The sequence below is a fragment of the Massilimicrobiota sp. SW1139 genome, from assembly GCF_012027715.1.
GTDB classification, from domain to species: domain Bacteria; phylum Bacillota_I; class Bacilli_A; order Erysipelotrichales; family Coprobacillaceae; genus Allocoprobacillus; species Allocoprobacillus merdigallinarum.
Window position 1 is genome coordinate 23,036 of record NZ_SJOR01000014.1, and the last position, 17,882, is coordinate 40,917.

Annotated in this window: 20 protein-coding genes, 1 riboswitch and 1 other annotated feature; all 20 genes read left to right on the plus strand. The window is 32.6% G+C overall.

What is annotated here, in order from left to right:
- The first annotated feature begins 87 nt into the window (after positions 1–87).
- Positions 88–187, plus strand: a riboswitch (TPP riboswitch).
- A 66-nt stretch (positions 188–253) separates the two neighbouring features.
- The 20 genes from E0K96_RS08415 (at position 254) to E0K96_RS08510 (ending at position 17,880) form a co-directional block, all read left to right on the plus strand.
- Complete coding sequence (locus E0K96_RS08415; protein ID WP_158093962.1) at positions 254–802, plus strand: energy-coupled thiamine transporter ThiT; 549 nt, start codon at positions 254–256, stop codon at positions 800–802.
- Between the two features lie 108 nt (positions 803–910).
- Positions 911–1,474, plus strand: a complete 564-nt coding sequence (locus E0K96_RS08420; protein WP_087243171.1) for a DUF402 domain-containing protein — start codon at positions 911–913, stop codon at positions 1,472–1,474.
- A 7-nt stretch (positions 1,475–1,481) separates the two neighbouring features.
- Positions 1,482–1,910 carry a tRNA (adenosine(37)-N6)-threonylcarbamoyltransferase complex ATPase subunit type 1 TsaE gene (gene tsaE / locus E0K96_RS08425; RefSeq protein WP_206080666.1) on the plus strand — a complete coding sequence of 143 codons (429 nt, stop codon included), beginning with the start codon at positions 1,482–1,484 and terminating at the stop codon, positions 1,908–1,910.
- Entirely contained in the window at positions 1,895–2,500 is a 606-nt protein-coding gene (gene tsaB / locus E0K96_RS08430; protein WP_087243172.1) for a tRNA (adenosine(37)-N6)-threonylcarbamoyltransferase complex dimerization subunit type 1 TsaB, read from the plus strand. Before tsaE ends, tsaB begins: the two co-directional genes overlap by 16 nt.
- A complete protein-coding gene (gene rimI / locus E0K96_RS08435; RefSeq protein ID WP_168082520.1) occupies positions 2,491–2,940 on the plus strand; it encodes a ribosomal protein S18-alanine N-acetyltransferase in 450 nt (149 codons plus the stop codon). Before tsaB ends, rimI begins: the two co-directional genes overlap by 10 nt.
- Positions 2,937–3,947, plus strand: a complete 1,011-nt coding sequence (gene tsaD, locus E0K96_RS08440; RefSeq protein ID WP_087243174.1) for a tRNA (adenosine(37)-N6)-threonylcarbamoyltransferase complex transferase subunit TsaD — start codon at positions 2,937–2,939, stop codon at positions 3,945–3,947. Before rimI ends, tsaD begins: the two co-directional genes overlap by 4 nt.
- Positions 3,947–4,585 carry a redox-sensing transcriptional repressor Rex gene (locus E0K96_RS08445; protein WP_087297153.1) on the plus strand — a complete coding sequence of 213 codons (639 nt, stop codon included), beginning with the start codon at positions 3,947–3,949 and terminating at the stop codon, positions 4,583–4,585. Before tsaD ends, E0K96_RS08445 begins: the two co-directional genes overlap by 1 nt.
- Positions 4,586–4,623: 38 nt before the next feature.
- Positions 4,624–4,836 (plus strand) — a binding site (T-box leader).
- A 38-nt stretch (positions 4,837–4,874) separates the two neighbouring features.
- Complete coding sequence (gene asnS, locus E0K96_RS08450) at positions 4,875–6,260, plus strand: asparagine--tRNA ligase (RefSeq protein WP_087243176.1); 1,386 nt, start codon at positions 4,875–4,877, stop codon at positions 6,258–6,260.
- Between the two features lie 82 nt (positions 6,261–6,342).
- Complete coding sequence (locus E0K96_RS08455) at positions 6,343–7,824, plus strand: metallophosphoesterase family protein (RefSeq protein ID WP_168082522.1); 1,482 nt, start codon at positions 6,343–6,345, stop codon at positions 7,822–7,824.
- Positions 7,796–9,190 carry a D-2-hydroxyacid dehydrogenase gene (locus tag E0K96_RS08460; RefSeq protein WP_168082524.1) on the plus strand — a complete coding sequence of 465 codons (1,395 nt, stop codon included), beginning with the start codon at positions 7,796–7,798 and terminating at the stop codon, positions 9,188–9,190. The genes E0K96_RS08455 and E0K96_RS08460 overlap by 29 nt, the downstream gene beginning before the upstream one ends.
- 144 nt (positions 9,191–9,334) lie before the next feature.
- Positions 9,335–10,150: a folate family ECF transporter S component gene (locus tag E0K96_RS08465; RefSeq protein WP_168082526.1), complete on the plus strand. Its 816-nt coding sequence runs from the start codon at positions 9,335–9,337 to the stop codon at positions 10,148–10,150.
- A 202-nt stretch (positions 10,151–10,352) separates the two neighbouring features.
- Entirely contained in the window at positions 10,353–10,796 is a 444-nt protein-coding gene (gene spoVAC / locus E0K96_RS08470; RefSeq protein ID WP_087243180.1) for a stage V sporulation protein AC, read from the plus strand.
- Complete coding sequence (spoVAD, locus tag E0K96_RS08475) at positions 10,774–11,781, plus strand: stage V sporulation protein AD (protein ID WP_087243181.1); 1,008 nt, start codon at positions 10,774–10,776, stop codon at positions 11,779–11,781. Before spoVAC ends, spoVAD begins: the two co-directional genes overlap by 23 nt.
- Positions 11,778–12,128, plus strand: a complete 351-nt coding sequence (spoVAE, locus tag E0K96_RS08480; RefSeq protein WP_087297148.1) for a stage V sporulation protein AE — start codon at positions 11,778–11,780, stop codon at positions 12,126–12,128. The genes spoVAD and spoVAE overlap by 4 nt, the downstream gene beginning before the upstream one ends.
- Positions 12,125–13,396, plus strand: coding sequence for a spore germination protein (locus E0K96_RS08485; protein ID WP_168082528.1), 1,272 nt, complete (start codon positions 12,125–12,127; stop codon positions 13,394–13,396). Before spoVAE ends, E0K96_RS08485 begins: the two co-directional genes overlap by 4 nt.
- Positions 13,397–13,463: 67 nt before the next feature.
- Positions 13,464–13,820: a hypothetical protein gene (locus tag E0K96_RS08490; protein ID WP_168082530.1), complete on the plus strand. Its 357-nt coding sequence runs from the start codon at positions 13,464–13,466 to the stop codon at positions 13,818–13,820.
- 73 nt (positions 13,821–13,893) lie between these two features.
- Positions 13,894–15,162, plus strand: coding sequence for an L-cysteine desulfidase family protein (locus E0K96_RS08495; protein ID WP_168082532.1), 1,269 nt, complete (start codon positions 13,894–13,896; stop codon positions 15,160–15,162).
- 585 nt (positions 15,163–15,747) lie between these two features.
- Positions 15,748–16,476, plus strand: a complete 729-nt coding sequence (locus E0K96_RS08500) for a segregation/condensation protein A (protein ID WP_087297145.1) — start codon at positions 15,748–15,750, stop codon at positions 16,474–16,476.
- Positions 16,476–17,042: an SMC-Scp complex subunit ScpB gene (gene scpB / locus E0K96_RS08505; protein WP_087243187.1), complete on the plus strand. Its 567-nt coding sequence runs from the start codon at positions 16,476–16,478 to the stop codon at positions 17,040–17,042. The genes E0K96_RS08500 and scpB overlap by 1 nt, the downstream gene beginning before the upstream one ends.
- A gap of 22 nt (positions 17,043–17,064) precedes the next feature.
- Positions 17,065–17,880: a metallophosphoesterase gene (locus E0K96_RS08510; RefSeq protein ID WP_168082534.1), complete on the plus strand. Its 816-nt coding sequence runs from the start codon at positions 17,065–17,067 to the stop codon at positions 17,878–17,880.
- Positions 17,881–17,882: the final 2 nt, after the last annotated feature.

Here is a 17,882-nt window from a genome sequence, read left to right on the forward strand (position 1 = left end):
CTTTTATTATAGCATTTATTTATAAAAAAACTAGGAAAAAATGTTTTGTAAAAAATATTTGTATTTTTTCTAAAAAAGAATATAATAGATATGAGCCAGGGGCGCATTTGCTGAGAAAGGTTTTCACCTTGTCCCTTATGATCTGAACTGGGTAATGCCAGCGTAGAGAGTGCAAATAATGATTTTTGTGACTTTTTTACGTGGGTAGAAAAGTCTTTTTTATTTGTTGGCTTCAATGAAAGGGGATCGAATTATGAAAAAAATTTTAAAAGTTGATTTCACAGTCAAAAGTATGTGTCAGCTTGCAATGTTTATGGCTATTACACTGATTTTGAGCTATGTGAATGAAATTATTCCTTCTTTACCACAGGGAGGAACCATCTCTGTTGATGTCATTGCCATCATGTTATGTGGTTATTTAATGGGAGCTGGATATGGTGTCATTTGTGGAATAGGGGTATCTATTTTACAGTTTGTCTTAGGTTTAGCAACTTACTATGGACCATGGTCAGTTTTACTTGATTATGTATTACCACTTGCAGTATGTGGATTAACACCTTTGATGAAAACACAAAAAATTGGAAACCTTCCTATTTGCTGGGGTATTGTTTTTGTCATGTTTTTAAAATACTTATCTCATTTTGCTTCAGGCGCTTTCTTGTTTGCAAGTTATGCACCAGAAGGTATGAATCCAATTGTTTATTCATTAGGATATAATATTATCTATGTTGCACCAACACTTATATTATGTATGATTGTTGTTCCATTGTTATATCCTCGTTTAAAAAGAGCGTTTATGTAATCTCTCAGTATTGAGAGATTTTTTTACTATATAGAAAATAGTAAATTTGCTTTAAAAAAGAGTATAACTTGTGTATAATATTTCTGTTATAGAAAGAGGTTATTGATTATGAATAAGACATTTGTTGGTCAAAATATCCTTATTCATTGTTATAAACATGATGGAAGCATTCATCGCTGTTGGGATAAAGGACTTGTTTTAGAAGAAACACCATATCATTTTATTGTGGTGAATAATAGAACGCTTGTTACGGAATCAGATGGACGTAAATGGTATACAAGAGAACCAGCTATTTGTTATTTCCCTAAGCGAAAATGGTATAATGTCATTTGTATGATTCGTAAAACAGGGGTGCATTTTTATTGTAATATTGCATCACCAACATTGTATGATGGAGAAGCTTTAAAATACATTGATTATGATTTAGATTTAAAGGTTTTTCCAGATTATAAATATAAAATATTAGATGAAGAAGAATACCAGCAACATAAAATGATGATGAATTATGGTCAAGAACTAGATGAGATATTATATCAGCAGCTAGATCAGCTGATTGAGATGGCTATGAATATGGCAGGACCTTTTAGACCTGGTTTTGCACAACATTGGTATCATTATTATCAAAGTGGAAATTATAAAAAAAGGAGAGATCATCGTGGATTTTCAAAATGAACAAGATATGATTGATTTTGGAGAAGAACTTGCTAAACACTTATTTCCTAATGCTGTGATTACATTAGAAGGAGATTTAGGTGTTGGTAAAACAACATTTACAAAAGGAATTGGAAAAGGTCTAGGTGTTAAAAAGATTATTAATTCACCAACTTTTACGATTGTGAAGGAATATCAGGGAAGATGGCCTTTATATCATTTTGATGCTTATCGTTTAGAAGGTGAAAATGAAGAATTAGGATTTGAAGAAATGTTTGAAAATGATGGTGTTTGTGTTATTGAATGGCCAATGTATATTCAAGATATATTACCTCAAGAAAGATTAGAAATACATATGACAAAAAATAGTGATCAGACACGTCGAATGACATTTGTACCTTATGGAGAAAAATATCAGCAATTATTGGAGGAGATGAAAATATGTTACAGCTTATAATGGATACATCGAATCAATATTTAATGGTTGCTTTATATGAAGATGATCAATGTTTGTCATCTCTTCAGGAAATGGGGTCTAAACGCCAATCAGAAAATGCAATTCCCTATCTTCAAAAATTATTAGAAAAACATCAAAAGGAATTATTGGATATTGATGAAATGGTCATTACATTAGGACCTGGTTCTTATACAGGAGAAAGAGTTGCTTTAACAATAGCGAAAACATTAAGTGTTATTTCTTCAGTACATATCAAAGCTATTTCTTCTTTAGCAGCTTATGCAGGTTTACAAAAATGTGTATCTGTGATTGATGCACGTAGTCAAAAAGTTTTTGTCTGTGCTTATGAAAATGGACAGGCAGTTATTCCAGAACAAATGATAGATATTCAACAGTTTCCACAATTTATGCAAGATTATAGTGATTTTCAAGTTGTTGGACAAAATGAAGTTGTGGGGTATGAACCTAATACGGTTGATTTGGCTAAAAATTTACATGAATTAGCCAAGCAGACATCAATAGTGCAAAATGTTGATGCTTTAGTACCACGTTATCTTAAAGATGTTGAGGCTAAAAAAATATGCTTATAGAAGCTTTACAGTCAGAAGAAATTGAGACGCTCATGCAGTTAGAACACACTTTAATGACATCACCTTGGTCAAAAGAAGATTTTGAATACGAATTGTTAGAAAATCCATTTGCACATATTTTTGTTTTAAAAAAGGAAATGGAAATCATTGGATATGTTGATCTTTGGGTGATGTATGAACAGGCACAAATTGCATCTATTGGGATAAAAAAAGAAGAACAATCTCAAGGTTATGGACAAAAGCTTTTAGAATTTGCTTTATCTTATGCCAGGGATGCAGGTGTAAACACGATAAGTTTAGAAGTACGAAAATCTAATCAAAAAGCGACTAGGCTTTATCAAAAAAATGGATTTGATATTCAATCCATACGTCGAGATTATTATCAGGATAATCATGAAGATGCTTATTTAATGACAAAAGAAATGGAGGGAAAAGCATGAGTCTTATTTTAGCAATTGAATCGAGTTGCGATGAAATGGCAGTGGCAATTTTAAAGGATAAACGTGAACTTTTATGCAATGTTGTCGCATCACAAATTGATACACATCGTATGTTTGGTGGAGTTGTTCCAGAAATTGCCAGTCGTATGCACGTTGAATGTGTATCGACTGTCTTAAAGACAGCCTTAAATGAAGCCCAAATCAATATGCAGGATATAGATGCCATTGCCGTTACCAAAGGGCCTGGACTGGTAGGATCTTTACATGTTGGGATGCAGGCTGCCAAAACATTGGCATTAGCTTATCATAAACCATTGATTGGTGTACATCATATTGCTGGACATATTTATGCTAATGAACTTGTCGAAGACATTCAATATCCATGTTTGTGTCTAGTTGTCAGTGGTGGACATAGTGAACTTGTTTATATGAAACATGAATTTTCATTTGAAGTCATTGGTCAGACTTTAGATGATGCGATTGGAGAAGCTTACGATAAGGTTGGACGTGTATTACATTTACCTTATCCAGGAGGACCAGTTATTGATCGTATGGCCAAAGAAGGAAAACATACTTATGCTTTGCCATTACCCATGAATGATGAAAGCTATAATTTTTCTTTTAGTGGCTTAAAATCAGCAGTGATTAATCTTTGTCATAATGCATCACAGCGTGGTGAAGAGATTATTCCTCAAGATTTAGCATGTTCTTTTCAGGAAGTTGCTGTTGATGTTCTGGTTTCTAAAACAATCAAAGCGGCTCAGGATTATCATGTTAAACAGATTATCGTGGCTGGGGGAGTCAGTGCAAATCAGGGATTAAGACAAGCACTGACAAAGCGTAGTGAGATACCTGTTTTATTTCCACCAATGCGCTATTGCACAGATAATGCAGCTATGATTGCTTCGGCAGCACGTGTGATGTTTGAACATCAGAAATTTTCATCACTTGACTTAATGGTCAAACCGTCATATGATTTAGAAGAGGAAAGTCTTGGTGAATCTTAATGGAAAAAAAACAGCATAAAATTTCAAAAGCAACAATGTCACGTTTTCCCGTTTATTTAAAGGCATTGCGTAATATGCAACATGAAGGGCAAAACAACTTTTTATCAAGTGAATTATCTGAAGCAACAGGAATCTTGGATACAACCATTCGTCGTGATTTTAGTTTTTTGACACACAAAGAAACATTAGGTAAACGTGGTATCGGATATGATACAAAGGAAATTATCAATATTCTTAATAATGTTCTTGGTTTAGGGTTAGATGAATCTATTATTTTGATTGGTGTTGGTAACTTAGGAAGTGCCATCTTAAAATATAATCGCTGGCAATATACAGTTGGAAAAATTGTGTGTGGTTATGATTTGGATCAAAATAAAGTTGGAGAACGCTTTGGGGTTAAACTTTATCATATTGATGATTTGGAAAAAACATTTCCTCAAGGCTGCAAGATTGCGATATTGGCTATTAGTGAAAATGTTCAGGAAACAGTCGATCGTTTAATGGATTTAGGCATTAAAGGAATTGTAGATTTTACGCATACACATTTTACAGTTCATAGTGATGTTGTTGTACAGACAGTCGATGTTGTTGTGGCTATTCAGGAATTGATTTTAAAAATGCATGTCAATGATGAATAAAGTATTGAAATTTTGTGAGAAAGATGTTAATAATAGATGTACAGGTAATGATTTGAGAACGTATTATAGTGAAGTTTGATAGCGACTTTTGGATGGTGTAAGCAAAAGAAACTGTTATAATATGGAACACTCAATGAACCGGATAGGAGAAATGTAAGTAGACTATCCCGCTAAACAGCGTTATGGTAAGAGAGCATATTCATGACGAATATGAATGAGGATGGTACCGCGATATTATAGTCGTTCCTTTTAGGAACGGCTTTTTTTATAAAAAGGAGGAGAGAGAGTCATGTTTGAATTTATGACAGTCAGAGAATTGTATGAAATGGTTTTATCTGGGGAAGATTTTGAAACTGAAGGTTTAGAATATGTTGAATTAGATGGATGGGTACGTACAAATCGTGATAATGGAAAAGTTGGTTTTATTGCTTTAAACGATGGAACATATTTTAGAAACTGCCAGATTGTATATTTACAGGAAACTTTATCAAATTATGATGATATCAAACATATCAGTACGGGAAGTGCTATTCGTGTTTTAGGAAAATTAAAACTCACACCTGAAGCTAAACAGCCTTTTGAAATTGAAGCAACACAAGTTGTTGTAGAAGGTGCATGTGATGAAGATTTTCCACTTCAAAAGAAAAGACATTCTTTTGAATATATGAGAGAAATTCCTCATCTTCGTCCACGTGCCAATACATTTTACGCTATTTTTAGATTAAGAAGTGTTTTATCAATGGCTATTCATGAATTTTTCCAGTCACAAGGTTTTGTTTATGTGCATACACCAATAATTACAAGTAATGATGGTGAAGGTGCTGGAGAAATGTTTAGAGCAACAACTATTGATAATACTGAATTTGATAAAGATTTCTTTGGTAAAGAAGCATTTTTAACTGTAACAGGACAATTACATGTCGAAGCATTCTGTATGGCTTTTAGAGATGTTTATACATTTGGACCAGCTTTTAGAGCTGAAAATTCAAATACATCACGTCATGCCAGTGAATTCTGGATGATTGAACCAGAAATTGCCTTTGCAGATCTAGAAGATGATATGGATTTAATTGAAGATATGGTGAAATACTGTATTGACTATGTTTTAGAAAATGCACCTGAAGAAATGAAGTTCTTTGAACAGATGATTGATAAAGAATGTATTCAAAGAATTACTCATGTCAGAAATAGTGAATTTAAACGTATGACATATACAGAAGCTATTGATATTTTAAAACAGGCCGATGTTAAGTTTGAAAATAAAGTTGAATGGGGTATGGATCTCAATAGTGAACATGAACGCTATATCTGTGAAAAAATTGTAGGTGGACCAGTGTTCTTAACAGATTACCCAAAAGAAATTAAAGCTTTCTATATGCGTTTAAATGATGATGGCAAGACTGTTGCAGCATGTGATTTGCTGGTGCCAGGAATTGGGGAATTAGTTGGTGGAAGTCAGCGTGAAGAAAGATATGAAGTTCTAGAAAAAATCATGGATGAAAAACAAATGTCTAAAGAAGGACTTCAATGGTATATGGATTTAAGAAGATTTGGTGGATGTAAACATGCTGGATTTGGACTAGGATTTGACCGTTTCTTAATGTATTTGACAGGTATGCAAAACATTAGAGATGTTGAACCATTCCCAAGAACACCAAGAAACTTAAAATTCTAAAATATAACGGGATTCCCGTTATATTTTTTCATATTCAATTATTTCAATTTGTAGTATAATAAAATTATGAGGTGAAAAGACAGTGAATGAAATCTTCTTTATCAATACCTTTTTTAATATTGTTTATCGTAATGAATCAGCATATATGCGTGATTTATTGATGTCATATGACTATATACAAAGTTTTGTTCAATGGCTTTGCCAACGCCATATTTCGTGTGATATTTTATCTTCTATCACAAGGGATGATTATGCATTGTTGTCACGTTTTATGAAAGCTGAAGATGTGGATCATATTTTGCATAAGCCTTTTTCTAGTGAAATGGAAACAATGGCTCAAACATATCAGGATGCTATTCACATTGTTTATGTGCCTGGATTTGATGAATCTTCTTTTCAAATGACATCTTTTCCAGAGTATGAAAATATTTATTTTTATACGATTTCGGGACATTTTCAACGTGATAATTTATCTTTCTTTGATCCTTTTCCAGCCTTTTTCTGTGCTTTAAATCATGCTGATATGTGGCCAGGATGTTTAATTTTTAAAGGACAACAGGCGGTATTTGCGCCGATACATAATCAAAAAGATTTCTTGCAGTTAACATCCTATATTGAAAATCATATTTGCTTATTTGATGTCTATAATCAGTATCAGGATGATGCCTATTTCATTCAATTGAGTGATTTGCATCTCGGTAAAGATAAACGTCAAAAGGGACTGGAGCGTCTTTATGCTTCATTGGATGAACTGATTCCAAGATTACCTTCTTTATGGGCAGTTAATATTTTGATAACAGGTGATTTGATGGAATCTCCTAATCGTAAAAATATGTATTTAGCCAATGATTTTATGAATAGTCTTAAAAAGCGTTATAAGGCGAATGTGACTTTTATTTTAGGAAATCATGATGTGATTGTTCATGGCTTTAATTTTGCTAGAAATCAAAAAAGTAAAGTGATTGCTTATCTGCTTGGTGAAAATGTCAAAGTTTTAGAACAGGAAAAAATCGTTATTATTAAAATGGATACAACAAGTGAAGGAAACTTAGCGAGAGGAAAAGTAGGAAAAAGACAACTTGATGAAATAGATGATGAATTGTCAGCTATTGATCATTTAGAAGAATATACATTATTAGTGATGTTGCATCACCATGTTTATCCCATTAATAAAGCAGAGTTTATTAAAACCAAATGGCATGAAAAAACATTTATCAATCGTATTATAGAAACTTCAAAAGTTCTGGTTGATGCACCATTATTAATTGATTGGCTACAAAAACGACATATTCATTATGTGTTTCATGGCCATAAGCATTTACCTTTTTTTAAAAAAGAAGATGATTGTTATTATATTGGGGCAGGAAGTGCTACGGGTGGCTTAAAAGAAAGTCGTAGCCGTTATATTTCCTATAATGTGATGAAATATAATATTCATGAACAGAAAATGAAAATCTGTATGATTTTTTATGATGATAAAGCTAAGGCTGAAAGACAAAGAGTAGAAGTTTATTTATTTGAGGGAGGAAATAATCATGAAATTAGTAGATCGCATGAAAGATGAAGAATTAGGAACAGCTATACTGTATAATTTTACAAAAGGGTTTGGAAAACCTGTACCATTAGAATTGTATGATGTTGTTTTACCACTTCTTTATCATGATTTTATAAGAGAACATGTTTTAACATATACGTCATTACAGGAGTGTATCTATCAATGTATACAAAATGAAAAACATTTTAAACAACATCTTTTAGAAAAAATTGAAGATGATAAAACAATGACATCTAAAGCTTTAGGTGTTGCAATGATTCAGCATATTTTAAAATTTGAAATTGTAGATACTGTGATGTGTGGGGTGGCTTTACCAACTGATATTTTAGATTTAAATGAAGCTATCTGGCTTGGAAAACTTTTCCAGGATGTTTCCCCAGAAGATTTTATGACATTATTAAAACAGGAAGATACGCATATTGTTGTTTTACAAAGTGCTTCTGTTGGAAAAGATGTTGATTTGTCAAAAATTGCTTCTTTAGGACAAGTGACCATGTATGAAGATACAAAACCTTCAGAAATTAAAGGTCGTATTTTAGGTGCTGATATTGTGATTACAAATAAAAATGAAATGACAAAGGAAGTGCTGGAAGGTTTAAAACATTTGAAATTAATCTGTTTATTTGCGACAGGAACGAATAATGTTGATTTAGAATATTGTCGTGATCATGGCATTAAGGTCGCTAATGTAAAAGATTATTCGACTAAGACAGTTGCTCAACATACGTTAGCTTTATTGATGCATTTGGTAGAGAAAAATGTGACATATGATCATTTTGTTAAATCAAAAGCATATTGTCAAAGTCAGTGTTTTAGTTATTTTGATGATGTTTTCCATGATGTTGCTTCTATGACTTGGGGGATTGTCGGATTAGGTCATATAGGTCGCCAAGTCGCAGGTATCGCAAAGGCTATGGGTGCTAAAGTTCAATATTATTCGACAAGTGGTCAAAATGCAACCAGCGATTATCAGCAGGTTGACTTTGATACTTTGTTAAAGACATCAGATATTATTAGTATTCATGCACCATTAAATGAAAAGACACATTATTTATTTAATGAAGAAGCTTTAAGAAAAATGAAACCAATGGCATATCTCATCAATGTTGGACGTGGTGGTATTATAGAAGAAAAAGCTTTAGTGAAAGTCTTGAATGAAGGACATTTAGCAGGAGTTGGCTTAGATGTCTTTGAACATGAACCATTATTAGAAGATGATGTGCTTTATTCTATTCAAGATATGAATAAGGTTATCTTCACACCACATATTGCCTGGGGTTCTATTGAAGCAAGACAAAGATGCGTAGATGAAGTTTATGAAAATATACTTGCCTTCTTAAAAGGAGAAGAAAGAAATATTGTCAATAATGAATAAATCGTGTATGATAGAAAAAAATAAAAAAAGAAGGAGGAGTCTACGTCAGTAGCAAAGCATGTACGGTCTTATGATCGGAATTAACGCCTGTGGACTAGAAATGAGGATGAAGCAGGAAAATTTTGTTATATGTAGCATGATGTTATGGAACAAATTATTATTGCAATCATTATTATTGCACTCGGTTTTTATGTATTTAAGTTTTATCCTTTTGAAAAAGGAAATGTCATGAAATTAGTGATAGCAGCTATTTTTATTATCTTAACAGCTATCTGTAAAAGATTGGCTATTATGATTCCGTTGTTTGGAGCTGAAAGTCTTAAAATTGGATTTGAATATATTCCCTTGATGTTAGCGGGATATTTCTTATCACCAAGTTATGCCTTTATTGTTGGTTTGTGTAGCGATGTGATTGGTTTGATTTTAGTGCCTACAGGATTTCCATTCTTTGGATTTACCTTAGGAACAATTCTTGTCAGTGTCATTCCGTCATTGATTCATGAACATTCAAAAAATATCAGCCCACAAAATGTTTTACGCATTGTGATTGGACTGATTTTGGTATTAGGTATTGGTGCTTCCATTTATATTGGACAGCTTGATTCAGTGAGTATTTCTGAAACAGTGTATCATCTTCAATCACAAGATAAAATCACACTGATAAGTATTTGTCTGTTGTTATCATTGATATTTATGATAGTGATTGCATTTTTAAAACGTAAAATTAATGCACAGGAAGCCAAAACCTTTTCAACATGGGTTTTATGTGTTGTCCTTACGGAATTGGTTGCCACTTTATGTTTAACACCATTATGGTTAGATATGATGTATCAGATTCCTTGGACAATCTCACTATGTATAAGAGTTGTTAAGGAATGTGCAGTTTTACCAATTGAAATTTTTATCGGTTATATTCTGATTCCTATTTTAAATAGAATATGGGTACGTTTAGAAAAATGACAACAAGAATTAAGATTCTTGTTGTTTTTTGATTTCATGTCCATCTTCATCAACTTCAATCACTTCAAAAAAGTATTCAAAGATACGCGTTAAAAATTTTTTCATGATTCATCATTTCCTTTCAAGAAGAGTATATGTACAACAAAAAAAATCATGTTTGAAAAGTCAAAAAATGTAAACACTATGTAAGAGGTGATGAAAAATGGATCGTAAAGAATATGATCAGTTGGCTGAATCTTTGAAACCAACTGGACATAAGATGAAAAATGCGTTTTATGCATTTTTGTATGGAGGTGTCATTGGTGCTATTGCACAAGGTGTTTTAGAGTTTTTTATGAATGTTTATCATGTTAAACAAGAAGATGCAACACCTATGATGATTATTACATTAGTTTTTATAAGCTGTTTGTTAACGGGATTAGGTATTTATGATAAATTGGCTCAAAAAGCAGGAGCAGGGACATTTATTCCCATTACTGGTTTTGCTAATAGTATGACATCATGTGCTTTAGATAGTCAAAGTGAAGGATTGATTATGGGGATTGGCAGCAATATGTTTAAGCTAGGAGGAACTGTCATTACATATGGCATTGTCAGTTCAGCACTGCTGGGAGTGATTCGTTATGTCATTACACTTTTTGGGTAATTCGGTGACTTTAGAAAATGTCTATATTGCTTCTTCGGGAACAGTCTGTGGACCATTGGAATATTTAGGACCATTAGGAAGTTGTTTTGATAAAAGTTTACAGGATTATCATTATGGTGAAAAATCATTTGAAAAAGCCGAACGTAAAATGTTAAGAGATGCCTTGGATATTTGTTTGAAAAGAGAAAAACTGAAATATAAAGATATTGATTTATATTTAGGAAGTGATTTGTTAAATCAGATTACATCTGTCAACTATCTGGCAAGAGAACTGCCTCAACCCTTTGTTGGATTATATGGCGCATGTTCAGGTTTTGCCTTGTCCATGGCGATGGCTGGCTTGTTGATAGATGCTGGCTATGTAGACAAAATTGTGACAATGGTATCAAGTCATAATGCAACCGCTGAAAGACAATACCGTTATCCTGTTGAATATGGTGTCCAAAAAAAAGACACAACAACCTTTACAGCGACCGGAGCTGTGTCCACTTTATTAACCAATCAGCCACAGTCTGTAAGAGTTGAAGCTATCACATTAGGACGTGTCATAGATTACTCGCAGAATGATGCTAATGATATGGGACGTGCCATGGCACCAGCGGCCTTTGATACTCTCATGAATCATTTTCAGGATTTAAAACGCACTTTTCATGATTATGATTTGGTTGTGACAGGAGATTTATCTATGTATGGTCATCAGATTTTAAAAGAAATGCTGCAACGTCATAAAATGGATGTTGTGCGATATAACGATTGTGGATGCATGTTATATGATTTATCTTCACAGCCTGTTTTTCAAGGTGGCAGTGGCTGTGCCTGTAGTGCTTTGGTGACAATGGGTTCATTATATCCACAACTTAAAGACAAAAAATTAAAACGTGTGCTAGTTGTTTCAACAGGAGCCTTATTATCACCAATGATGAGTGCACAAAAAGAAAGTATTCCATGCATTGCTCATGCCATCAGTTTGGAGGCGATAGAATGAATTATATCATGGCTTTTTTGTTTAGTGGTTTTGTTTGTCTGATAGCTCAACTTATTTATGATCATAGTCGTTTGACACCTGGTCATATTACCAGTTTATTTGTTGTTTTAGGGTCATTTTTAGATCTTTTCCATATTTATGATCGTCTGGTTGATATTTTTCATGCAGGAGCATTAATACCTATTACCAGTTTTGGACATTCTTTAATGCATGGAGCCATGGCAGCTACCAAAGAGTATGGTGTTTTTGGTATTGCAATGGGAATGTTTGATTTAACAGCGGCTGGAATTAGTGCAGCTATTCTCTTTGGATTCCTTGTGGCTATTCTTTTTAAACCGAAATCATGAATAATTCTTATGATTTGAAACATCGTATTTTAAATTTTAAAGGAAGACTGGTTCATCTTTATTTTTTAGCCAGTTTATCTAACGATGTTTTGATTTCACGACTGGTAGAAGGTATTGAAAATAGAGAAGGAAAAGATTTAGAAAACTGTATCAACATGGGAGATGTTGAAATCGTTTCTACAAATCAGATTCAAAAAATTCAAAAAGCTGTTCTTGGTGGTAATAGTGCTTTATTTGATGGTGAAATCACCTATTTAATGGATACCAAAAATTTTCCGAATCGTGCTATTCAAGAACCAGAAACAGAAAAAAGTGTCCGTGGAGCTAAGGATGGCTTTAATGAGTCTATCTTAAATAATACAGGGTTGATTCGTCGTCGTATTCGTTCACCTGAATTATGTTTTCATTTAACAACAATGGGAACGCAAAATCCCATTGATATTGCCGTGGCTTATCTGGAAGATAAAGTTGATCGACAAGTCTTACAACAACTTTTAACTCGTATTTCTCAAGTTCAAACTCAAGAATTTATCATGACTGATCGTGCTATTGAAGAAGTTTTATTGAATCAGGGATATAACCCTTTTCCTTTAGTGCGATATAGTGAAAGACCTGATATTGTTGCAACCCATATTCAACATGGTTATATTGCGATTATATGTGATACATCTTCTTCTATAGTGATGTTGCCAACAACTCTTTTTGAAATCTTAGAACATGTTGAAGAACATCGTCAGACACCATTGATTGGGACATTTATACGATTAATACGTATGATTGCAGTTTTTTTATCCATATATCTTGTTCCTATTTTTGCTTTAAGTTCATCCTTTTTACAATGGGATTATTCCTTTTTTATACAGATTCTTATTATGGAATTATCTATTGAACTCTTACGTATTGCGACTGTTCATACGCCACAATCATTGTCTAATGCGATGGGATTAATTGCAGCTATCTTACTTGGAGAATTTGCTATTCAGCTTGGCTTTTTTTCAGAAGATATTTTGATGTTTTGTGCGATTGGAACCGTAGGTGGTTTTGCAACCCCTAATTATGAATTATCACTGACCAATAAATATATCAAAATCATGATGATTATCGCCGTTATGTTATTGAATATTTATGGATTTATTATGTTTAATCTGATTTTTTGGATCAGTTTAGCACGTATCAAAACCTTTGGCGTTTCTTATTTATATCCCTTGTATCCTTTCCATGGTAAAGAATTATTACGCTTTTTTATTAGACAACCTAAAAAAGATTAATATCTTCTTAATCATTTCTTAAAGAAGATATTTTTTTATTTTGATAAACTCTTATAGGGTGATCAATATGACACATAGATTGATGAACGCTTTTTTGATTAGTATGTTGCCATTGTTTTTTATACAATATAATCCATTATATAAAATGGTTGTGATAGATTGGTTAAATCTTTTAGCGTGTATAGGTATTCTCTTTTATTTGATAGGTGTATGGTCTCATCTTTATCAAAGAAGACATGGCTGGTTTTATACATTTTTAGGTTCTTTTGTACTTGTTGTCGCAAAGATGGGCTTATTGATTGTTTTTTCACAGGAAAAATATTTGATGAATGCTATGCTTTTTTATAATGTTTATGTTATATTTTCAATAGGATTGATGTTTTATGTGATTTGGTGCTATGTTGATGAGCAATCACAATGTTGAGATTTGTCAGATAATGGTATTTCATATCTTCTTAAATAATGTTAGAATAAGAAAGTAACGGGGAGAAGAGAATATGGAAGAAAAAAATTATCGTCATTATATACAGATTTTAAAAGAAGAACTGGTTCCTGCTATGGGATGTACAGAACCTATTGCTTTGGCTTATTGTGCAAGTAAATGTCGTGATGTTTTGGATGATGACATTGTAAAAGCTAAAGTCAAAGTCAGTGGGAATATTATTAAAAATGTTAAAAGTGTTGTTGTTCCTAATACTGGAGGTTTAAAAGGAATTCCTTCAAGTATTGGAGCTGGTGTAGTGGCAGGAATTACAGAAAATGTATTAGAAGTCATTGCACATGTGACTGATCAGCAAAAAAAGGAAATGCAACAATGGTTGAGTCGAACACCTATTGAAATTATACCTATAGAAAGTGAATATGCATTAGACATCTGTGTTGAATTAATTGGTCAAAATCATCGTGCAAAAGTACGTATTGCTGGTTTTCATACCAATATTGTGTATATTGAAAAAGATCAGGAAGTCCTTTTCCAGATGGGAGTCGTTGCTTCTACGGATCAGACTTTAACAGATCGTAGTTTATTGAATATTCGTGATATTTATGAGTTTGCAAAAAATGTAAAGATTGAAGAAGTGCAAGATATTTTACAGCGACAAATTGATTATAATTATGCTATTGCATGTGAAGGACTAAAAAATGACTGGGGTGCACATATTGGCCAGATTTTATTAAAGACATATGGTGATGATGTCAAAGTCAAAGCCAAGGCCTATGCAGCAGCTGGAAGTGATGCCAGAATGAGTGGCTGTGAAATGCCAGTCATTATTAATTCGGGAAGTGGTAATCAGGGAATGACAGCATCTTTACCAGTCATTGTATATGCCAAAGAATATCATAAAAGCCAAGAAGAACTTTATCGTGCATTGATTGTATCTAATTTATGTACAATTCATCAAAAAACAGGGATTGGAAGACTATCTGCCTATTGTGGGGCTGTCAGCGCTGGAATTGGAGCAGGATGTGGAATTGCCTATTTGCTTGGTGGTGACTATGAAGCTCTTTGTCATACAATGGTTAATGGATTGGCTATTGTATCTGGTATTATCTGTGATGGGGCGAAACCATCATGTGCTGGAAAGATTGCTGCCAGTGTGGATGCAGGAATATTAGGATACTATATGTATAAAAATGGCTGTGAATTTAAAGACGGTGAAGGTCTTGTTTTAAAAGGTGTAGAAAATACGATTCGTAATATTGGTCAACTATCAAGAGAAGGTATGAAAGAAACAGACAAAGAAATTATTAAATTGATGTGTCGATAAGAAAAAGTCCTTTGTAAAAAGGATTTTTAATTTATCAAAAAGTATGCTATAAGCAAATATTATGTTATAATATCTATAAAGATAAAAAAGTATGTCATATAAAATGCGTATATAAATAATAGGAGGAGCTATCATTATGATAAATTTTAGAAATTGATTTGATACGCATATTAAGAATTATTTTTGTCATTCTGACTGTTTTGCTGATCTTTTGAATGGTCTTACGTTTCAAGAAAGGTGTGTCATTGATGAGAGTCATGTGCAGATAGTTGATGCCAATGTCAGTACAACATTTCTCCGTCAGCATGAAGTCATGTCTATAATGAAAGAATATTTGATGTTTATTGGTCTTGATGAAAAGTAGTTTTAAAACAAGAATAAAAGAGATTTGATCTATGGATTAAAGATATTCAATAGAAGAATACCGATAGAAAAGGAATTGACTGTTAGTCATCAAGACATGAAAATTATGTAAAAGATGTTTTCTTTAAAAAACAACAATCTCATAGAAAAATATTTAGGTATTCTATATAGTCATGGCATTGGACTTTATGTTATAATACATAAGTTAGTGGAGGTGGAAGCATGGCATATGAAGTTGTTCTTGAAGATTTTCAGGGTCCATTAGATTTATTGTTGCATTTAATTAAAGAAAAGGAAATGGATTTGGAAACTTTGGAAGTCTCAGTTATTACTGATCAATATCTTGCTTATATTGATCAAATGGATGCTCAGCAATTGGAAACAATGTCAGAATATTTAGTCATGGCAGCACAGTTAATTGAGATGAAAAGTAAAATGCTTTTACCAGCCCAAAAGGTTGAATTGGAAGATGATTATCAGGAAGATCCAAGAGAACAGTTAATCAAACGATTAATTGAATATAAAAAATATAAAGATGTCTTAGATGAATTTAAAGAAAAATATGAACAAAGACAATATATTCATACAAAAGCTCCTGCTTTTATGGATGAATATGTTATTGATACAACAGAAATGATTCCAGATAATTTGGAAGTCTATGATTTAATTAGAGCTATGCAAAAGATGTTTCAAAGAAAAGCATTATTAGCACCATTAGAATCTAAAATAGCACGTGTTGAGATTTCTATTGATGAACGTAGTGATCAGATTAGACAGTATTTTCGTATACATAAAAATCAAAGAGTCAAGTTAGAAGATTTGTTTGAGGAACCAACAAAAATCTTCTTTGTGATTACTTTTTTATCTGTTCTTGTTTTAGTCAATAAAAATGAACTGGTTATTGAACAGGATGGAAACTTTGAAGATATCTATTTAAAGGAGAGAGTTTGATGGACAAAAATGAAATATTAAGTGTGATAGAAGGTATGTTGTTTTTATCAGGAGATGAAGGTTTAACAATCAAACAAATCTCTTCTGTTTTAAAATTAAGTAAAAAAGAAGCGACACAATATGTTGATGAACTGATTCAAATTGAAAATGATAAGACAATCAAAGGGTTTGAACTGGTTAATTTTGGTGGTGTCTATAAATTTGCCACACTTGCCAAACATCATGAATATTATCAAAGAATGATTGAACAAAGTGAAAATACATTGTCTAATGCAGCATTAGAAACTTTAGCAATCATTGCTTATAATCAACCTGTTACACGTGTACGTATTGAAGAAATACGTGGTGTTGGATGTGATGCGATGATTAGAAAACTAGCTGCGAAAGCTTTAATTAAAGAAGTTGGACGAGAAGATACACCTGGTAAACCCATCTTATATGGAGTGACAGATGAATTTATGGATGCATTTTCATTGACTTCCTTAGATGAATTACCTGAATTAAAAGAAATGAAGGAAGATTTTGATCAGGAAGATATTTTTAATACGAAATATACAGAAGAATAATATTGTAGGGTAGGAAGATATCATGGCATATATTTATGCAATTTCAGATATTCATGGAAGATATGATTTATTAAAGAATGTTGTTGATGAATGGGTCCGTTTTGAAGCTGGTGATCAATTGATTTTAGTTGGTGATTATATTGATGGTGATCGTCATGGAAATTCATGTCTGACACTGCAATATATTTATCAGCTACAAATTGCATATCCTCAACAGGTGATTGTTTTACAAGGAAACCATGAAGAATGGTTACTATCTTTTTTAGAAGATCGTGAAACTTATTTGGATACGCAAATAGATATGTCTTTTTCAACGTTAGAAAGTTTTACAGGTGAAGAAGAAATGACATCCATCTATCAACGAGCATCTGCTTATCATCAAGATCGTTTCTCTATAATAGAAGATATGTATCATCAATGCCGTGAACTGATATGTCAAAAACATGCTTCTGTTATGAACTGGTTAAAACATTTACCTTATTATTACGAAAATGATCATCAGATCTTTGTGCATGCTGGTATTGAAGTCATTGATTATCAACCAGAACTATGGAAACAGGTATCATCAGTCAATACCTATTTGATGAAATATCCTGCCTCGCAAGGACAATTTTATAAAAAAGTCATTGCTGGACATATTGGTACACATCAAGTATCGGGTCAATCTGATTTTCATCAGATCTGTTGTTTAGGTGATTTTATATATTTAGATTCTTCTGTGATCACAACACAATTTTTAAATGTTTTACAATATGATTGTCAAACATGTCGTTATCAGGGATTGATCAAAAAGAATCAACAATGGCAAACATATGATATAGCTCATTTTAACAAGTGATA

Bases quoted from the DNA above. Each gene is read 5' to 3' on its own strand.
- E0K96_RS08415 (WP_158093962.1), top strand. From the start codon at position 254: ATGAAAAAAATTTTAAAAGTTGATTTCACAGTCAAAAGTATGTGTCAG.
- E0K96_RS08420 (WP_087243171.1), top strand. From the start codon at position 911: ATGAATAAGACATTTGTTGGTCAAAATATCCTTATTCATTGTTATAAA.
- tsaE (WP_206080666.1), top strand. From the start codon at position 1,482: ATGATTGATTTTGGAGAAGAACTTGCTAAACACTTATTTCCTAATGCT.
- tsaB (WP_087243172.1), top strand. From the start codon at position 1,895: ATGTTACAGCTTATAATGGATACATCGAATCAATATTTAATGGTTGCT.
- rimI (WP_168082520.1), top strand. From the start codon at position 2,491: ATGCTTATAGAAGCTTTACAGTCAGAAGAAATTGAGACGCTCATGCAG.
- tsaD (WP_087243174.1), top strand. From the start codon at position 2,937: ATGAGTCTTATTTTAGCAATTGAATCGAGTTGCGATGAAATGGCAGTG.
- E0K96_RS08445 (WP_087297153.1), top strand. From the start codon at position 3,947: ATGGAAAAAAAACAGCATAAAATTTCAAAAGCAACAATGTCACGTTTT.
- asnS (WP_087243176.1), top strand. From the start codon at position 4,875: ATGTTTGAATTTATGACAGTCAGAGAATTGTATGAAATGGTTTTATCT.
- E0K96_RS08460 (WP_168082524.1), top strand. From the start codon at position 7,796: ATGAAATTAGTAGATCGCATGAAAGATGAAGAATTAGGAACAGCTATA.
- E0K96_RS08465 (WP_168082526.1), top strand. From the start codon at position 9,335: ATGGAACAAATTATTATTGCAATCATTATTATTGCACTCGGTTTTTAT.
- spoVAC (WP_087243180.1), top strand. From the start codon at position 10,353: ATGGATCGTAAAGAATATGATCAGTTGGCTGAATCTTTGAAACCAACT.
- spoVAD (WP_087243181.1), top strand. From the start codon at position 10,774: ATGTCATTACACTTTTTGGGTAATTCGGTGACTTTAGAAAATGTCTAT.
- spoVAE (WP_087297148.1), top strand. From the start codon at position 11,778: ATGAATTATATCATGGCTTTTTTGTTTAGTGGTTTTGTTTGTCTGATA.
- E0K96_RS08485 (WP_168082528.1), top strand. From the start codon at position 12,125: ATGAATAATTCTTATGATTTGAAACATCGTATTTTAAATTTTAAAGGA.
- E0K96_RS08490 (WP_168082530.1), top strand. From the start codon at position 13,464: ATGACACATAGATTGATGAACGCTTTTTTGATTAGTATGTTGCCATTG.
- E0K96_RS08495 (WP_168082532.1), top strand. From the start codon at position 13,894: ATGGAAGAAAAAAATTATCGTCATTATATACAGATTTTAAAAGAAGAA.
- E0K96_RS08500 (WP_087297145.1), top strand. From the start codon at position 15,748: ATGGCATATGAAGTTGTTCTTGAAGATTTTCAGGGTCCATTAGATTTA.
- scpB (WP_087243187.1), top strand. From the start codon at position 16,476: ATGGACAAAAATGAAATATTAAGTGTGATAGAAGGTATGTTGTTTTTA.
- E0K96_RS08510 (WP_168082534.1), top strand. From the start codon at position 17,065: ATGGCATATATTTATGCAATTTCAGATATTCATGGAAGATATGATTTA.